The sequence below is a fragment of the Providencia sp. PROV255 genome, from assembly GCF_028478065.1.
GTDB classification, from domain to species: domain Bacteria; phylum Pseudomonadota; class Gammaproteobacteria; order Enterobacterales; family Enterobacteriaceae; genus Providencia; species Providencia rettgeri.
Genome location: NZ_JAMPMI010000008.1, coordinates 65,817 through 83,392, shown reverse-complemented (window position 1 = coordinate 83,392; position 17,576 = coordinate 65,817). Strand labels below are relative to the sequence as shown.

The 17,576-nt window shown below is 36.8% G+C and carries 17 protein-coding genes and 1 pseudogene; 8 read left to right on the top strand and 10 right to left on the bottom strand.

The genetic code is table 11. The features are described 5' to 3' along the window. Nucleotides 1-283: 283 nt before the first annotated feature. Nucleotides 284-1,444: an MFS transporter gene (locus PR725_RS07230; RefSeq protein WP_004910848.1), complete on the bottom strand. Its 1,161-nt coding sequence runs from the start codon at nucleotides 1,442-1,444 to the stop codon at nucleotides 284-286. A gap of 27 nt (nucleotides 1,445-1,471) precedes the next feature. Further along, nucleotides 1,472-2,272: a histidinol-phosphatase gene (gene hisN, locus PR725_RS07225; protein ID WP_117161924.1), complete on the bottom strand. Its 801-nt coding sequence runs from the start codon at nucleotides 2,270-2,272 to the stop codon at nucleotides 1,472-1,474. An 88-nt stretch (nucleotides 2,273-2,360) separates the two neighbouring features. Here hisN and PR725_RS07220 point away from each other — a divergent pair, with 88 nt between their 5' ends. From PR725_RS07220 to PR725_RS07210, 3 genes are all read left to right on the top strand, one after another. Further along, a complete protein-coding gene (locus PR725_RS07220; protein WP_109912210.1) occupies nucleotides 2,361-3,131 on the top strand; it encodes a DeoR/GlpR family DNA-binding transcription regulator in 771 nt (256 codons plus the stop codon). A gap of 111 nt (nucleotides 3,132-3,242) precedes the next feature. Continuing rightward, on the top strand, nucleotides 3,243-4,163 hold the full coding sequence (locus PR725_RS07215) for an alpha/beta hydrolase family protein (protein WP_110731929.1): 921 nt from the start codon (nucleotides 3,243-3,245) through the stop codon (nucleotides 4,161-4,163). A gap of 1 nt (nucleotide 4,164) precedes the next feature. After that, nucleotides 4,165-4,764, top strand: coding sequence for a LysE family translocator (locus PR725_RS07210; RefSeq protein WP_110731930.1), 600 nt, complete (start codon nucleotides 4,165-4,167; stop codon nucleotides 4,762-4,764). Between the two features lie 40 nt (nucleotides 4,765-4,804). Here the strand turns inward: PR725_RS07210 and PR725_RS07205 are convergent, their stop codons facing one another. Next, nucleotides 4,805-5,587 carry a GNAT family N-acetyltransferase gene (locus tag PR725_RS07205; RefSeq protein ID WP_110731931.1) on the bottom strand — a complete coding sequence of 261 codons (783 nt, stop codon included), beginning with the start codon at nucleotides 5,585-5,587 and terminating at the stop codon, nucleotides 4,805-4,807. Between the two features lie 184 nt (nucleotides 5,588-5,771). On the opposite strand from PR725_RS07205, the gene yqfB reads away from it, so the two are divergent. Next, entirely contained in the window at nucleotides 5,772-6,101 is a 330-nt protein-coding gene (yqfB, locus tag PR725_RS07200; protein ID WP_004910859.1) for a N(4)-acetylcytidine aminohydrolase, read from the top strand. Nucleotides 6,102-6,408: 307 nt separating this feature from the next. On the opposite strand, the gene PR725_RS07195 is transcribed toward yqfB, so the two are convergent. The 5 genes and pseudogenes from PR725_RS07195 to PR725_RS07175 form a co-directional block, all read right to left on the bottom strand. Further along, entirely contained in the window at nucleotides 6,409-7,275 is an 867-nt protein-coding gene (locus tag PR725_RS07195) for an SDR family oxidoreductase (RefSeq protein ID WP_109912215.1), read from the bottom strand. 28 nt (nucleotides 7,276-7,303) lie between these two features. Further along, nucleotides 7,304-7,825: a GNAT family N-acetyltransferase gene (locus PR725_RS07190; protein WP_109912216.1), complete on the bottom strand. Its 522-nt coding sequence runs from the start codon at nucleotides 7,823-7,825 to the stop codon at nucleotides 7,304-7,306. 130 nt (nucleotides 7,826-7,955) lie between these two features. Further along, nucleotides 7,956-8,945: pseudogene (locus PR725_RS07185) on the bottom strand (D-cysteine desulfhydrase). Between the two features lie 15 nt (nucleotides 8,946-8,960). Next, nucleotides 8,961-10,388, bottom strand: coding sequence for a Na+/H+ antiporter NhaC family protein (locus tag PR725_RS07180; RefSeq protein WP_004910864.1), 1,428 nt, complete (start codon nucleotides 10,386-10,388; stop codon nucleotides 8,961-8,963). Nucleotides 10,389-10,563: 175 nt separating this feature from the next. Next, on the bottom strand, nucleotides 10,564-11,106 hold the full coding sequence (locus tag PR725_RS07175; RefSeq protein ID WP_004910874.1) for a GNAT family N-acetyltransferase: 543 nt from the start codon (nucleotides 11,104-11,106) through the stop codon (nucleotides 10,564-10,566). A gap of 153 nt (nucleotides 11,107-11,259) precedes the next feature. Here PR725_RS07175 and PR725_RS07170 point away from each other — a divergent pair, with 153 nt between their 5' ends. Beyond that, on the top strand, nucleotides 11,260-12,114 hold the full coding sequence (locus PR725_RS07170; RefSeq protein WP_109912217.1) for a helix-turn-helix domain-containing protein: 855 nt from the start codon (nucleotides 11,260-11,262) through the stop codon (nucleotides 12,112-12,114). 2 nt (nucleotides 12,115-12,116) lie between these two features. Here the strand turns inward: PR725_RS07170 and PR725_RS07165 are convergent, their stop codons facing one another. Then, nucleotides 12,117-13,016, bottom strand: coding sequence for a LysR family transcriptional regulator (locus tag PR725_RS07165; protein ID WP_272568308.1), 900 nt, complete (start codon nucleotides 13,014-13,016; stop codon nucleotides 12,117-12,119). A gap of 117 nt (nucleotides 13,017-13,133) precedes the next feature. Here PR725_RS07165 and PR725_RS07160 point away from each other — a divergent pair, with 117 nt between their 5' ends. The 3 genes from PR725_RS07160 (at nucleotide 13,134) to PR725_RS07150 (ending at nucleotide 16,013) form a co-directional block, all read left to right on the top strand. Beyond that, nucleotides 13,134-14,312, top strand: coding sequence for an MFS transporter (locus tag PR725_RS07160; protein ID WP_109912219.1), 1,179 nt, complete (start codon nucleotides 13,134-13,136; stop codon nucleotides 14,310-14,312). A 170-nt stretch (nucleotides 14,313-14,482) separates the two neighbouring features. Then, nucleotides 14,483-15,559 carry a bifunctional DNA-binding transcriptional regulator/O6-methylguanine-DNA methyltransferase Ada gene (gene ada / locus PR725_RS07155; RefSeq protein WP_109912220.1) on the top strand — a complete coding sequence of 359 codons (1,077 nt, stop codon included), beginning with the start codon at nucleotides 14,483-14,485 and terminating at the stop codon, nucleotides 15,557-15,559. Nucleotides 15,560-15,803: 244 nt separating this feature from the next. Beyond that, nucleotides 15,804-16,013: a hypothetical protein gene (locus PR725_RS07150; protein ID WP_004910885.1), complete on the top strand. Its 210-nt coding sequence runs from the start codon at nucleotides 15,804-15,806 to the stop codon at nucleotides 16,011-16,013. A gap of 51 nt (nucleotides 16,014-16,064) precedes the next feature. Here the strand turns inward: PR725_RS07150 and PR725_RS07145 are convergent, their stop codons facing one another. Further along, nucleotides 16,065-17,312 (bottom strand): MFS transporter, encoded by a 1,248-nt coding sequence (locus PR725_RS07145; RefSeq protein WP_109912221.1) that lies wholly within the window; start codon nucleotides 17,310-17,312, stop codon nucleotides 16,065-16,067. Nucleotides 17,313-17,576: the final 264 nt, after the last annotated feature.

Genomic DNA, 17,576 nt, shown 5'->3' with positions numbered 1-17,576 from the left:
GAGGAGCTAACAGGTAATTCAACATTAAGCGATTACATAAGCGCAGCCGCGCCAGCACCAATAATGATAATCTTTTTTTTATGAGTAGGGTTCATTTAGCCTCAGTATATATGGAAGTCACTAGCAGAAAAATCAGATGGAATTTTAATAGTTTAATGAATAATTATATACATGAAATCTATAAATAGAGCACGATTGTTTCCATTTTTATCAGATACGAACAATCGATGAGGAAAAACGGAGCATAAGGCTACAATGCAGTAGCCTTAAGAGATTCAAAAAATTACACACGGATAAAACGAGTTACAAAAGCAATAATAACTAATAATGCAGAAATTAATAATAATGCAGTTGCCAAGGACAATTGAAAAGCAACAAAACCAATAGCTGCAGGTCCAGCCAAAATACCTAAATAGCCTAAAGTTGAAATTGCAGGTACGGCAAGAGCCTCTGGCATCGTTTTTTGCTTCCCTACAGCAGAAAACATCACCGGTACTATATTAGATGAACCCGCACCGACTAATGCAAAACCTATGATGGCAAATATGAGATGAGGAGATAAAACAGCAATAACAAAACCAAGGCAAGCGAGCAAAGCACCTAAAAATACGACACGAGCAGAACCGACTCGTATAACAATTTTGTCGCCCAGTAATCGGCCAATAGTCATGGTTGTGGCGAAAGCCGCAAAACCTAAACCGCCTAAAGTTTCTTTTAATCCATGGTGTTCAATTAGAAATACAGCTCCCCAGTCAAGAACTGCGCCTTCAGCAAGAAAAACGGCAAAACAGACAATCCCAATAACTAAAACAATGCCTTTCGGGATAGCGATAAGGGGGCCAGTTGGGGCGTTAGCGTAGGGGATTAAACCGTTATAGCAAGCCGCTAATAGAACCACCGCAACAATTGAAATAATCATTGATGCCATTGTCGCGGAAACGCCAAGTAGCAAGATCAAACTCATGGTACCTGCACCTGCTATACCCCCGACACTATAAAAACCGTGAAAACCAGACATAATTGGCTTGTCGGATGACTTTTCAACAATAACAGCTTGAATGTTCATCGCGCAATCTGTTAAGCCAATGAAAATTCCAAAAAATAATAAGGCAACGATGATAAAGTTAACTTGCGATAAAGAAGATAAAATGGGGAACAACAAACAAAAGGCGATAGTGGAAAAAACCATTAAGCGGCGGCAGCCATACTTGGCCGCTAATGCTCCGGTCACCGGCATAGCAATAAGTGCCCCTCCACCGAAACATAATAATAGCATGCCAAGGGTGGCATCATTTGCTCCTGTGTTAAGTTTGACATAAGGAACAATGGCTGCCCAGGCCGCGGTAACAAAACCAGCAATAAAAAAAATAATTCGAGTAGAAATTTGCTCCCTTTTAGCGGGTATTAAGGAAACATGGCTATTAACTTGTTGAGTAGATTGCATTTTATAGGGCTTCTTAAAAAGATAAAATTAACTACCTGTATTTAAGATAGTCAGAATTTGTTCATGAAGATATGGGCAACCCGTTGCTACAACGGCACCACCTGCTTCAGCTCGGCTGCCATCCAATGTAGTAACTATGCCACCAGCACGTTCTATAATAGGGATTAATGGAACAATATCATAAGGTTCCAGTGCGAATTCGACACAAATATCGATTCTACCCGCTGCTAGCATTGCCATTGCATAGCATTCTCCCCCATAGCGAGTCATTAATACTTGTTTCTCTAGCGCCATAAAATGAATGTCTGATCGTGCGGCAATAGGTTCAGGTGATGTGGTATGCAAGATGGCTTGTTCGAGTTTGACGTGTTTGCGAGTAGATAAGCGATATTGTCCGTGAGAGCTACTGGTCCAGCTTCCGTGTTGGTCTGCCCAAAAGCGTTCACCAATATAGGGTTGGCTCATCATTCCCATGACCGCTTTGCCATGCTCAGTTAGGCCTATCAGGTTTGCCCATAAAGGGAGTCCACAAAGGAAAGGGCGGGTTCCATCGATGGGGTCAAGTACCCATTGAATGGGACCTGTACCCGTTATTCCATATTCTTCACCCATGATAGAATGCGTTGGATAATGTTTAGATATCAGTTCTCGCATGGCTTTTTCTGCGAGCTTATCCGCTTGAGTGACTGGATCGAAGCGATAGTTGGCTTTGGGTTTGTTTTCAATAACACTAAGTTCATTTGCTCGATAGTATTCAAGAGAAATTTTACCGGCAGTATTGGCAAGTTCATGTAAGAAAAAGCTATCTGGTAACTGAGAGTGTGTCATTTAGTTGTCCTCGAGTGCTTGAACAAGATAGTGTTTGACATCTTTTCTTGCTCGATTATGATTGCTAAAAAAGTTAATGAGGAAGTGTATGCTCGATTATGTCGCTTTTCCAGAACAAAGGCAAAATAAAATTCGCCAGTTACTACAAGATGAAGGGCGTGTGGTTTGCACGACGTTAGCCCGTGAAATGCAAGTATCAGAGCATACTATTCGCAGGGATTTAAATGAATTAGCACAAGAAGGCGTTTGTCGTCGAGTCCATGGCGGTGCGGTCAGTATGCTTGAGGAAAAGGGCACATTCGAGCAGAGAACGACACAAAACCAAGATGAAAAAATCAAAATAGCGAAGGCTTGCAATAAACTAGTCAAACAAAATACCTGTATTTTTATTGACTCAGGTTCAACTAACTTAGAAATCGCTCGTTATTTACCTTCGGAACTATCATTGACGGTTGTGACTCATTCCCCATCAATAGCATTAGAACTAATGAAGAAGCCACTATGTGAAGTGATTTTAATTGGTGGAAAATTAAACCGTCAAGTTGGCGCGAGTATTGATATTTCTGCAGTGAATCAAATCAATCAAATCCATTTTGACCAATGCTTTATTGGTGGCTGTGCTTTAGATCCACAAATGGGGGTTTCGATATTTGATTATGAAGAATCTAAATTTAAGAAAATCCTTTTTGAACGCAGTAATCAAGTCATTATGGGGGTAACCGCAGACAAATTACCTGGAGTTGCGAGGTATAAGATTGCCAATTGTGAACAAATTTCAATCTTAGTTATGACAACAGAATTGAATAAACAAACGACTGACTTGTTTACTAATATGGCAATAAAGATTGCACAAGCATAGGCCACATGTCTAACTTTTATCTTGTATCATGAGGGCATTTTAGGTGCTATTTGTTATAAAAAAATCAATATAATATCTTCGAAAGGCCCTTATAGACATGATGAGTGCGCGATGAAATTAAAAATGACTACCTTGTTACTTTCACTTTATTCATTGGGTGTATTTGCTCAGGATTTATCTGTGAATATGCAAACCATGCACTTTGCAGGAAAAGAAATAAACTATTACTTAATCCAAAAACAAGCCGAAAAATCAAAGGATTTATTAGTTCTATTACAAGGCTCTGATTGTAAAAGCGTCATTAATAATCCAAACATGCTGAAAAATTTCGGTGTGGTATTTCCTGATAATGATATTTTATTAGTTGAAAAAACAGGGTTAAACAACCTAGTGGGGGCTAATGATGAAGAAGCTTCGGAAGAAGAGTGTCCTGTTGACTATATGTCGAAAGACTCGCCATTAGAACGCGCCAATAATTATGTAGCAGTATTACAACAATTAAAAAATGATTATCAACACATAGTGCTATTAGGCGGAAGTGAAGGTGCACTGGTAACTAATTTAATTGTTGCACAAGAAAATTTTATAACCGCATCCGTTGCATTGAATGTCGGCGGACAATATTTTATTAATGATGTTCTGTATAGTATTGAAAATAATACACCTAAAGAAGAAATTGCTAACTCAAAAGAAGGTTTTAAACAATTTGCAGAAGCGGTAAAACAAAAGCAATTAAATAACGACCAATTTGTCAGCGGCCATGGCCCGAAATGGTGGTATGAGATGCTCACCATTGACAATTTAAAACTTATCCAGTCAGTTAAAACTCCACATTTGGTGATACAAACGATGGCGGATACCAACGTGGATGCTCATGGTACAGACAATATGATGAAACAAATTCGTAATCCCCATGTCAGCTACCGAGCATATCAAGATTTAGACCATTTTTTTAAAGATAAAGATGGGCAGTTACATACTGAACAAATTGTGACAGATATTCAACATTGGTACCAAACGGTGACAAAATAAAGTGGATATACTCGGCTTTATCGTTATATTATTCCCTATTGTCGTGTCACCGGGAGCAAGCTTTGCGATTGCTTTAAATAGTGTGTTAAACCAAGGTATTAGAGGACTGTTTATACCTATTATTGGAACGGGATTAGGCATTTTAACTCATGGTTTTTTAGTTGGAATTGGTTTAAGTAAAATACTGGTTTCTTACCAGTGGGTAATGAATTTAATTGGTATTTTAGGTACATTATATCTATTGTATCTTGCTATTTCATTGATCATTTCAGGAATTAATACCAGTAAAAGAGAAAGCTCTCAAGAAATAAAAAAAATTACGGTCAAAGATGCTTATTTAGCTAATTTACTTAACCCAAAAGCGATTATTTTATATTTAGTCGTTGTTTCAAAATATGCAGGAGCTGACCCGTCACTTGCTAATTTTCTTGTATTATCACTTATCCATATTATCATGATGGCTTTATGGCTGCTGTTTTCTTGCTCCGCTTTAATTATTTCTTCTTCCTCCCTGAGCGTCTCAACATTACGAAAATACATTAATATTGGTGGTGGAGTGTTGCTATTAGCGATTATACTAGAGCCTTATTTTTTTAGGTAAAGTAAAATGCACCTTATTTATTAAGATGCATTTAATAAAATCATTCCGAAATATAGCTGTAGTAATTAAATATAGGTACAAAACCCAGTCTTTTGTAGATAAATAACCCTTCACTGGATGACTCTAATACACACTGTTTAACCCCTTGTTGATGGCAAAGGTATAGCGCATGTTTAATAAGTGAAGTCGCGAGCCCTTTACCTTGGTATTGAATATCAGTACCAATATCATCAAGTCGAGCTGTTTCATTATTAAATGTCATAGTTAAGGTTGAGACTGGTTGCTGATCTGCAAATAAGACTAAATGCACCATATTAGTTTGTTTATCAAGTGCTCTTTGGTGATAACGAATATACTCGTCAGTAACAGTTGAGTCACTTTCATCTGTATCAGAATCGACAGGGAATGCTGTAATTAACGGCTGAGCCCAATCCTTGAGTTGATTATTGCTGAACACAACCTGAAAAGCCGCATTAAGCTGCGGTGGTGAATTGTACTGAGATAAAACGTCTTGCGGTAAAATCATTGCGGTTGATTCACCATCATAGATTAACCCCCGTGTTACTATTTCTGACTCAAATAGAGAACGTATTTGGCCATGAACAACAAGGACATAAGGCTTAGCTTGTTGTTTGAACAGCATTTCAGCCTTCTCGTAATCTGAAATGAGCGCACCTTGGTGGAGGTAAATATAATTAAATATAGGCAATGGTAGCTCAGAAAAGTAAGCACTAGTTTGGTTGCTGATTTTCACTACATTTGCACATATTGCAGACCAAAAATAGTGTTCTTGTTGATAGAACAAATTTTCATTGTTATCCATTATGTATACTCAATTTATAGTAGTAGATAATATTTTTATGGCTTGATTGTATATAAAACGCAATGATCGCTATAGTATTCGTATAATTGAAAGCACGAAAAGAACCATTTTATTGCAATTTATTGGGTTTATAAGAAAATAGGTCTTCCTAGAAAAGACATTGCATAAAAATAAGAGAATTATTATGAATAACGCCCCAGACACGATAACCTTTTTTGAGCGTTTACTTCCACTGGTGGTTTCCGGTAAAAAAATTATCACTATCCGTGATAAAAGCGAGAGCGATTATGTTCCTGGGACTATTGTGAAGGTATACGCGCTGGAAACAGGTGAATATTATACTGATATTAAAATATTGTCGGTAGAGCCCATTTCTTATGATGACATTTCTGAATACCACGCTAAGCAAGAAGCCATGAGTCTAGAGACGTTGAAAGCGCTTATCAAAGAGATTTACCCAAACGAGCAATATTTATACGTAATCACTTACCAATTGCTGAATAGCACTGACTGATCACGAATATAGTTTTTTGGCAATTTGTAAAAATGCCTTTGTTGCCGGTGATGCTTGGTTCTCGTTAATAACAGCAAAAGCAATACTACGCTTAACTGGTGGGCTAAGGGGGTTCACCATTAGTGGCTGCGGGTGCAAGGGTATTTATTGCACTAAATCCGCTGAGTGCGGTTATTGTGGGAACTCTATTTCTTAATGAACTACTCAGTACAGTGACCTTTATCGGCGGAATATTAATTTTTGGAGAATACTTATTGCGAATAAAAAATAATATAAAAATAGGCCAAATTAGAGGCCTATTTTAAGTTTATTTGAATTTTTCTTGATGTTTTAAAATAAATTCTTTTAGTGATGTTGGCGCTTTACCCGTTATAGTTTGAAAATTATCAAAAATTATTCCTGAACGGTCTAATTCCCCATTGGTAAAAGCGACATAATGGTCATAGATACTTTTCATATAAGCGAGTTCTAAATTATTTTTAACGGCATGTTGCCAAAACTCATTGGGATTTTCTGCCTGATAGCTGAAAGGGATCCCCAATTGTTCTGTTAATAATTCAGCTATTTGTGTGTAGTTTTTGTCTTCATAACCAAGACGATAAATTTGGCTTGCATGCTGTTGCGGGTTAAGTAAGCAATAAGCCGCTAGTTCAGCAACATCGGCACAGTCTACCCAACTGAGTACTGCATTGCCAAAATAAGAGCGCAAGACACCTTTTTGTAAGTTTTCATCTCCTTGATAACCCAGTAAGTTTTGCATATAAGATTCGGGGCGAAGGTGAGTAAATTGTATTCCTGACCATTCAATATAGCGTTCAATAAGCTGGTGCCATGCCCAATGGGCCACTTGAGCGCTATCGTCCCCACAGGCACCTAAGTGCACGATATATTTCACGGCCGATTTTTTTGCAATATCAACGAAGACCTTACTTTGTACAAGCATATCAATGGTATAGCCCGTCATCATGAAAACGGAATCTATACCCTGTAAAGCGGTTTCAATAGTATCTGGCTTATCATAATCCATAACAACAGTTCGATAAGGTGTGTTTTTCAACTTAGCAGGATCTCTAACCGCTAAAACAATATCATGATAGCCTTTGTTCTGTAATGATTGGATAAGGTAATGACCAACCTGGCCTGTCGCACCAGTAATAAGAATTGTATTTTTCATGAATATCCTATAGTTACAATATATTCAGTTAAAGTGTTTTGCTCATAATATATTCAAGAGATTTCTGTGTTTCGCTTGTAAATAACATTTCTTTTAGAATATGCATATCGTTTGACTGATAAAATGCCATTGCTCGAGTGTTACTTGCGAGAACATCTAGCCATAGCAAAGAGTCACCTTGTTGTTTTGCGAGCGCTTCAATAAATTTAAATACGGTTTTTCCATAACCTTTACCTGTAGCGCCAGGAGAAAAGTAAAGCTTATTTAACAAAGTACCAACTAAATTAGTTTCAGGTATACAGGAGTGATAGGTTAGTTTTACTAAACCGATTGGGCTCCTATTTTCAATAACATACCAATCAATATGCTGTTGATTAAGGTCTTCAGTGATTTTAGTTGTGCTGTATTCTTGATTTAAATATGAGTTAAGTTCATTTTGGCTATTCCATAATGTAGCAAAATGATGCAAATAACTTTCCGTACCTATTTTATGTAGCAATAACGCGTCGTGTTTCGTTGCTTTTCTTAGTATATGGGGAACTTGGTTCATAAATGTTTTCTCCTGTGCTTTATCAGTGTATAGCAATCAATTGATAAATGTCATAGAAGAGGAAAAATAGAGCATTTTTGGTATTAGAGAGAAGATAAAAGGACTATTTAGCCCTTTTATCTGATGATGATTATTTAATTGTTTGGCTAATATCTGAGTAAGCAAATAACGCTTGGGCTCCACCTGTATGAACAAATAGAATGGGGGTTTTTTCTTCAGAGTTTTCTAAGTAGTCAATTAATCCAGCCATGGCTTTACCGGTATAAACTGGGTCTAATAAAATACCTTCTTGCCTCGCTAATAAATTGATTGCTGCGAGGCCTTTTTGGTTTGGCATTCCGTACATGGGGGTAAAGAAGTTATCCCATAGTTGTACTTTGGGTGTTTTAGTTAGATCCAGCCATTGAGCCAGTTCGGATTGCAATTTTTCAACTTTAGGGGCTTGGTCTTGTTGTTTTCTTGAAACGGTGACACCAATTACTTGGCTTTGTGGTAATAGTTCTTGCAAGCCAATGGCAAGCCCTGCATGCGTTCCGGCACTCCCGGAGGCAACAATAACTTTGTCAAATTCTATATGTTCTGGCTTCTGCTGAGCTATTTCAATAGCACATTGAATATAGCCTAAGGCACCTAATGCATTTGACCCTCCAACAGGGACAATATAGGCATCTTTAAGAGAAAGTGTTTTTATTAATTCTTCCAGTTGAGATTGCGGATCGGTTAGTTCGTCACACATAACACAACGAGTGGCAAATAAATCAGTTAATAATTTATTACCATTATGAAGAAAGTTAGGATTATCGCTTTAAATTGGATTTTCTAACAATGCAACGCATTCAAGCCCATGCATAGCGGCAACTGCGGCTGTTTGGCGGACATGGTTTGATTGAATTGCCCCCGCAGTAACAATAATTTTTGCTTTTTTGGCTAATGCATCAGCCATTAAAAATTCTAGTTTACGCAGTTTATTTCCCCCCATGGCAAGGGGAGTCATATCATCACGCTTTATATAAATCTCACGACCAAACTTACGCGATAAATTATTCAATCGATTAAGCGGAGTCGATGCGTTAAGTAAATCTATTTTTGCAAACTGTGCTAGTCGTTGTTGAAGAGACATCTAAATTCCCAATAATTAATAAGAGAAACCAAGGTAAAGGTAAATAGCAAGAACAATACTGGCAGTCACTAGTGCATAAGGCATCTGTGTTCGAATATGCTCAATATGTTCGCAGTCTGTCGCCATTGATGCAACAATAGCATCCGCAGAAATTGGAGAGGTCATATCGCCAAATATTGAGCCAGAAATTGCTGCACCAATCATATATTCCACAGGCATTCCTACAGATAAACCTAATTGAACTCCGATAGGGATCATTATTGCGAAAGTACCCCAAGAGGTGCCTGTTGCTAAAGACATAATGGCGCTAATTATAAAGATAAAACCAATAGAAAAACCTGGGGCCATAACGCCTTGAGTGACTTCAGCAATATAAGCACCTGTATTTAACTCAGCAGAAACATTACCCATTAAAAATGCTAAAATCATAATGGAGCTAATTTTTAGCATATTGGCATAACCGATAAACAATTCTTTAAAGAAAGCATCAATATTTAGTAACCGTCGACCGATAAACCAACAGAAAGATACCATAGTACCAAACATGACTCCCCAATATACGGATGTCGAACCGCTTCCTTTACTAAAGTCACCATCACCTGTGATATATAGTGCGATAGGGACCATTAATACTGTAGATAAAATAGGTATAAAGAAATTTAATGAAGAATGAGCATTAGGGTGGTCAATAATCTCTTCTTCGTTATCCTGACGTTGTAATTGAGAAATGTTCCCAGCAATAAAATTTTGTTGGTATGTATCTTCTGCTTTTTTCATGGGACCCCATGAAATATTAGTAAATACATAGAATAGGATCGTTATAATGGATAACCACGCCATTAAATTGTAACCAATCGACGTAATTAAAATATCAAAAGGCTCGCCTTGAATCAGCCCTTGGGAAATTTGTACCCCAATTAACCCCATTATTACCGCTCCCCACCCATTGATGATGGCAGAGGAACAAACAGAAACACACGCAGTTTGGATAATATAGGACATTTTTTCAGGGGCAACACCATATTGTCGTGCGAGATTTTTAGTTGAAGCTCCAGCGACTAATTGGTTAATTGAACTTTCAATAAAAATAAGAGAAGTAATGATAATGGCGAGCAACTGAGTAGATTTACGGTTTTTAATTAATTTTGTCTTATTGGTAAGTAACTGAACTAAAGCACGAACGCCACCTGTAACCACAACAAGTCTCATGATCCCACCGATCATAACCATAAAGACAATTGTTCGCGTATTTCCTGCAGATGAAAATGTATCAATAATACCATCAACGGTACCTTGTACACCTAATAATACGTTGTGGTCATGAATGACAGTAAAACCAACGAGTATTCCTAACATTAATGAAAGCATGACTTGGCGAGTTAATATCGCCAATATTATAGTCACAATGGGAGTGATAACGGTCCAAATACCATAGTCCTGCATGTGTTTACCTGTGATCCGAGAGAAAATATGAATTTTATAATTGTTGAAAAATCATAGCATTAATAGGAACACGGTAGAATAATTTTATGTAGTTTGAAATACGTTGTGACAATAAATTAATAAGAAAAAGGCCAAACAGATAAATGTTGGCCATATGTATAGATAGAATCAAATATTACTGTCGAGCTTGCCACTCTTTAGCTGTTATTTTACTAATATCTTCTGTTTTAGTTTCGCCAATTAATTCAATAAATTGTGGTTCAAGAGTTGCATAGTATTTGAAGCCACATTTTTCTTGAGCAATTTTAGATTGTTCGTTACCTTGAAAGTAACCGCACCACAAATTATCTAATTTTAAATCAGTGAAAGCATGGTGAATGATGGCGTTAATTGATTCTGGAATAATGCCTTTTCCCCAGAACGGTACACCAACCCAATAGCTAACTTCTGCGTCATTTTCACCAATAGGAAAATTACTTTCATGGCTGAATGATAAACCAATCAAGCCAATAGCTTGGTTCTCATTTTTTAACGTCACAGCGTAAATTTCATCACGCATAAAAATATTTTTGATAATAGAAAGACTTTCTTCTTCGCTTTTGTGAGTAGGCCAACCTGCGATTGGGCCAATTCTTTCATCTTTTGCATAGAAATATAAATCCGCGGCATCTGTTTCTTGCCAAGGACGCAATATTAACCTATTTGTTGTAAGTACCATTTTATCATCTCCTCATTACGCTATCTCCTAACTTGAAAGTTATTTTAGGTATTTATAGAAATAAAATAAGGGCATAACTTGTTCATTTTAGGTACTTATAACAACTTATTTGTTATGGTAGTGCGATATGGTGCAAATTAAAGTACAACGATCATGATGCATTTAAAAAATTATCAAATTGATTTGCCTGAAGTCATTCGGATTGGTGAAAGCCATATGGATAAAATGCAATTTAAACCGATTAAAACATCTTATGTGGCGGTTTGTGTGTGCAAGCAAGGATATGCAACATTCAATATTAATTTCAAACGGTATCCAGTACGAAAAAACGACATAATCGTTTTGTACGATGATTCCTTTGCAATGCTACAAGCCAAATCACGCAAATTTCGTTTGGAGTATTGGTTGATTGATAAAAAGCTAGCAGTAGAAATTGCTTATGCATTACCACATCAACTTTTTGCTTTTTTTAATGACTTCCCTGTGATTTCAACGCCATTAGAAAAAGCTGCACTATTTGAAAGCTGGAGATATATTCTTCTAACTATCGTGTCTAACTGGAGTGGTCATGGGCTATTACAATTAAAAAATCATTTGCAAAATTTATTTTTAGAAATTAGTAATCATGCACAACACACTTCTATCAAACCAGAAAATAAAAGCCGCCAAGAGCAACTGTGCTGGCGTTTTTGGGGCTTAATTACGACCTACTGTAAACAGCATAAAGAAGTGAAATTTTATGCGGAGCAATTGTCGATCACACCATTTTACTTATCTAAAATTAGTCAAAGTTTTTTTAAAGACTCACCAAAGGTATTGATTGATAGGCAAGTGATTCTAGAAATAAAGGCATTATTAGAAATTGGTAATTTATCCATTAAGCAAATTGCGGATGAATTAAACTTTGAAGATACATCTTATTTATGTCGCTATTTTAAACGGCATACAGGGATGACGTTAACGGGATTTAAAAAACGTATTGAACAAAAAGAACGGAAAAATAAATAATATTAATGTGGTTCAATCTTTGTTGAGTATTTTTTTATAAATTCAATGAAACAGCGTAAGCGTGGTGAAACAGCTTGGTTACGATAGTAAACGGCATTTATAGGTTGGCGAGTTTTAATGGTTTTCTTTTCTAATACTTGTACTAATTCACCACGAGCGAAAGCGTCTAGTGTGACGAAATCAGCTGAACATAAAATGCCTGCACCTTGAACTGCAAGGTGAAATAAAACTTCGCCGCTAGTGCCTGAAATATCAGGTGAAATCTTAAATAAATCCCCATCATGAGTTTTTATTGGCCAAATATTTAATGAATCAGGTTGAGTGAAGCCTAATAAACAGTGTTGTTTTAATTCTTCAATACTTTCCGGTACGCCATATTTTTCAAGATAATCAGGGCTGGCAACGAGTCGTTGTCGACTAAAACCTAATAAGGTGGCATTGAGTGAAGAATCTTTGAGGACTCCAATACGAAAAGCTACATCAATTCGTTTTTCTAACAGATTAGTAATTCCTTCATAGTTATGGATCTCAAGTTCGATTTGCGGATAAAGTGCATAAAATTGTGGAATCAATGGGGCAATAACATGAGTCAAAAAGGGAGTTGATGCATCTATCCGTAATTTACCTGAAGGAACAGTCTGTCGTATTGAGAGCATATCTTCAGCTTCTTGAGCTAGTTCAACTATTTTTCGCGATTTCTGCAAAAATGCAGCGCCTTCATCACTAAGTTTAATTGAACGAGTTGTTCGGTAGATTAACGTCGTATTTATTTTTTCTTCAAGCCTGAGCAATAAACGACTTACTGTCGATATTGTCATGTTTAATTGCTCTGCTGCTGTGGTGATAGAACCACAATCTACAACGCTAATAAAGGCCTGAAGCTCTTCAAAAGTTATTTTCATTATTGCATATCCGGCAAAAGTTATTTTCACCTTAACGCCTTTTTCATTGAGTATCAATGTGAAAAAATTCTGCTCATTAATAAAAATGTTAATAATTTATTTCAATAAGGTTTTTAAATGAGAATTAACACGGCATTACTAGCATTAGCAATAGGGGCTTTTGCTATTGGAGCAACAGAATTTTCACCAATGGGAATGCTTCCTTATATTGCTGACAATCTTAAAGAAGACATTCCTTCTGTGGGTGTGATAGTGGTTATTTATGCCCTTGGAGTTATGGTTGGTGCACCTATTATGACGCTATTGTTAGTCAAAAGGCGCCCTAAAATAGCATTAGTATTTTTGATGTCGATCTTCACTATTGGGAATGTATTATCGGCAATGTCACCTGATTTGGTGACCCTGTCACTTTCTCGTTTTATTACCAGTTTAAATCATGGTGCATTTTTTGGATTAGGCGCAATTGTTGCGGCAAGCGTGGTTCCTCCAGGAAAACAAGCAAGTGCAATAGCGGCTATGTTCATGGGGTTAACAATAGCCAATATTGGTGGCGTACCTTTGATGACGAAATTAACACAAGTCGTAGGATGGAGGCAGGCATTTTATTTAATTTCAATTTTAGGCATTTTGACGATTATAAGTTTAATTTGGGCTTTACCAAATAACCTAATGGGGACAAAAGTGGATGTAAAAAATGAATTGCGTATTTTACGGCGCCCTCAAGTCCTGTTAGGCATGTTATCTACTGTGTTAGGTGCGAGCGCAATGTTTACGTTGTATACCTATATTACACCAATGTTAATGAATTTTATTCAGGCTTCAGACCAAATGGTCACAATAATGTTAGTGATTATCGGTATAGGCTTTACTGTTGGTAATTATATTGGTGGGTTATTTGCAGATAAGTCACTTTTTAGCACTTTAATAATATTTTTCATTATGTTGGCATTAAGCATGGCTATATTCCCATTTATTGCGGTAAATGCATTTGGTGCGGGTGTCGGCCTAATGGTATGGAGTATTTTTAGCTTTGGTATTGTTCCTCCTATTCAAATGTTAGTCATGAATGCAGCAAAAGGTGCGCAAGCCTTAGCGTCCTCCGTTAATATAGGTGCCTTTAATTTAGGAAATGCCATTGGCGCAGCAATTGGTGGGATAGTTTTATCCTATGGGTATAGCTATTCAATGATTAGTTTTATGGGGGCACTAGTCGCTGTTTTGGGAATTATGGTTATTCTGGTTGTTTTTCGCAAAAAATCCGATTCTAAAATGGAAACTGAAATTGCATGCAGCTAATTTTATTGTACTTATTCTTCATTTGATAATTAATGTAAAATCACCGTTAAGTGGATTAAAAGGATCCCTCGCACGGAATAAATAAAACTTGAATTAAAAAGCAATGTTCGGAGTTTTTTGCAATTGTAGTTTGTCATAATTAATGCAATTAACTAAAGAAGGGCGACATGATGACAACTAAAAATTTGTGGAATACGCCAGAACAGAGATGGCAAGCGGTGGTTGAAAGGAATAAAGCCGCGGATGGTCACTTTGTTTACGGTGTAAGAACCTCTGCTATTTATTGCCATCCGTCTGCTGCTGGCCGTTTACCAAATATAAATAATGTTGAGTTTTTTGATAATGAGCAACAAGCGATTGAACAAGGCTATCGTGCAGGAAAACGCTTTCGGACAGAAACATCACAATTAACCCAATTTTATCAAGAGCAAATTGAGAAAGCTTGTCGTTATATTGAACAGCAAGAGCAAACGGTGAGTTTGGCTGCATTAGCTAGTTACATTGGTATGAGTCGCTATCATTTCCACCGTTTGTTTAAAGCGCAAATAGGGTTAACACCAAAAGCCTATGCGGATGCATTTCGCCATAAAACCTTGCAACAACGGCTTCAAGAAAAAAAACGAATTACTGACGCTATTTATGATGCGGGTTATCAATCAAATAGTCGCTTTTATGAAGCCTCATCTCAACGACTAGGAATGACGCCGAGTGAATGGAAATCAGGAGGGGGGGGCAGTAAAATTTACTTTGCTCTTGCGGTTTGCTCATTAGGGACACTATTGGTTGCACAAAGTCCGATAGGTGTTTGCGCCATTTTGTTAGGGGATGACCCTGAGCAGTTATTGAATAATTTACAGGATAAATTCCCAAAAGCAGAGCTGATTGGAGGAGATGACGGCTTTGAGCAACTGGTTGCTCAGGTGGTAGGTTTTATTGAAGCACCTGAAATTGGATTAAATTTACCATTAGACATTCAAGGCACTGCATTTCAACAACGCGTTTGGCAAGCTTTACGTAATATTCCAGTAGGGGAAACAGTAAGTTACAGTGATATAGCAGAAAAAATTGGCAAGCCTAGTGCCGTCAGAGCGGTAGCTAATGCCTGTGGTGCAAATATGTTAGCTGTCGCTATTCCTTGTCACCGAGTGGTTAAGAGTAATGGTGACCTTTCAGGCTATCGTTGGGGCATTGACCGAAAACAAGCGCTATTGTTAAAAGAAGCCCAGTATAAGGCAGATAATAGTTAATGATAGCTAAGGGGATCACGGGTAACCATAGTATTCATATAATTATTTCTAGTGAACTACCTTAATTAGAATATTTAAAATAAACAGCACCTATATTAATATATAATAGGTGCTGTTTAGTAAACACAATATAGTATCTAGAACTAAAGTTTTACTTTTAGAAGTAACATGCCAATATAAAGAGTTAGTTGAAACCCATTTTCCTGCTAATACTCGTATTTCGCGGCCACAAGGAGGATTTTCATTGTGGGTTGAACATCTACCGGTTGATAGTCGTAAATTACTCGATATTCTACATCGTAATAAAGTCACCGTTTTAACAGGGGAACATTTCTCGACCGGCGGATGTTTCCTTAATCATTTGCGAATAAACTATGCGCTTCCATTAATCGCAAGGCGACGCAATGCAATTAAAATATTAGGGGAAGCATTAAAAGTCACAAGCTTAAAATAATATAAAACCCCTTATTCAGTAGATATGAGTCATGAATAAGGGGAATAATAGTCATTGAATGGTGGGTTTCGGTTGACTATTTTTAGAATAGAATAAGTAAATCACATAGAGAAGTGTAAAACTGGCCGTGTAACCTGTAAAAATCATCCAGAAGGTTTTCCAATCTACTATACCATTGACGGTATTAAGCTCGATAACCCAACCACATAATACCGCCCCTAAAAACGTACCAAATCCATTGACTAATGTGGTGAATACGCCTTGTGCTGTTGAACGAAATTCGGGCGCAATTTCTTTTTCCAAAAATAGTGCTCCTGCGATATTAAAGAAATCAAATGCACAGCCGTATACAACCATGGATAAAAATAATGCCAGTGTACCAATCGCAGTGAAATCACCATAAGCAAATAAGCCTAGTCGTAAAATCCATGCAATCATACTCATAAATAAGATGGTTTCAATTTTGAATTTTTTGAGTAACAGCGGCAAGAGTAAAATAAAGACAATTTCTGAAAATTGCGATATCGATAAAAAGATAGTGGGGTATTCAGAAAAAACCGAGCCTCTAGCTTCAGGCATTAATGCCATATCTTGTAAAAAGGGAACGCCAAAGGTATTGGTAATTTGTAAGACAGAACCTAATAGCATGGCAAAAAACAAGAATACTGCAACTCGCCCCTTTTTAAAGAGTAAAATAATATTTTGACAACTAAAGCTAGATTTCTGTTCTTTTTTCTCAATTTTACAGGCCTGTGTTGAAATAAAGAAAATAGAAAAGATACTGAGGACCACGGATGCGATCGCACCTACATATAATTGATAAAAACTCATTTCCAATTTTAATAAGCTAATTGTCCACATAGCAACAATAAAACCTACGGTGCCGTAAACGCGTATTTTGGGAAAATAAACATCCGAATCGAGTTTTTTTGCGCTCAACATCTCAAAAACAATGCTATTACAAACGGAAATAGTTGGCATATAAAACATTAGGTGAACTAATGTCATAATAAATAGCAAGGTTATTGAGTCACTATGCGCCATTGCGATCAAAAATACAGCAGAAATAATATGTGAAGCAATATACACCAGTTTTCGGTTATTAATTTTATCTGCAATAAATCCGATAATAATCGGTGAACATAAAGCTGAGATGCCTAATGTACTAAAAATCAGGCCAATTTCACCACCTTTGAAATGTAAGGTATTGAAGAGGTAAGACGCAAAAGTAACCAGCCATGAGCCCCAGATAAAAAATTGAAGAAATGAAACGAATTTCAGCCGAGCAGTGATATTCATGTTTATACACCTTCCGTTAGCCTAAACATGCTTTAATGTAATTATTAAATAAACTGTTCTTTTCAATTAATTTAATAACTAAACATGGAAGCACCCATCTTGTTATTGTTTGAGCATTATAAAATAGTTAATGTGAGTTTTTTTTGATATGGAAGAGGCAAATCATCGATTAATTGTAGGAATTAGTCCCTTTTTATAGGAGATTTCACGTATCAAAATAAAGATATAATAAAATAAGTGTGAGAATTAACTCTTCTGAATTCA